Source organism: Tolypothrix sp. VBCCA 56010 (assembly GCF_050875635.1).
Classification (GTDB): domain Bacteria; phylum Cyanobacteriota; class Cyanobacteriia; order Cyanobacteriales; family Nostocaceae; genus Hassallia.
Window position 1 is genome coordinate 1 of record NZ_JBPAOH010000432.1, and the last position, 468, is coordinate 468.

At 48.7% G+C, this 468-nt stretch carries 1 protein-coding gene; it reads left to right on the forward strand.

Going from position 1 to position 468, the window contains the following annotated elements; genetic code table 11:
* Positions 1–468 (forward strand): AMP-binding protein (locus AABK37_RS41865; RefSeq protein ID WP_432557254.1); only part of this gene is annotated, 468 nt, incomplete at both ends.

Genomic DNA, 468 nt, shown 5'->3' on the forward strand with positions numbered 1-468 from the left:
ATCCCCAACAGAAGCTATCAGATTTAGCGCTACTGACTGCCACCGAACAACATCAGATACTGGTGGAATTCAACAAAACCCAAGCCGACTACCCCAAACATTTATGCCTGCATTCGTTGTTTGAACAACAAGTTGACTTAACGCCGGATGCGGTGGCAGTGGTGTTTGATTCGGAGCAACTTACCTACCATGATTTAAACGCCAAAGCCAACCAACTGGCACACCACCTACTATCGTTAGGTGTCGGACCTGAGGTATTGGTAGGCATTTACACGGAACGCTCAATGGAGATGGTGGTGGGACTGCTGGGCATTCTCAAGGCGGGTGGAGCATATGTACCACTTGACCCGATCTACCCAACAGACCGATTGGCATACATTTTAGAAGATGCCCGTGTAGAAGTGCTGCTTGTGCAACAACATCTGATGCCAACGCTGACCGAATATGATGGACGTGTTGTCTACTTGG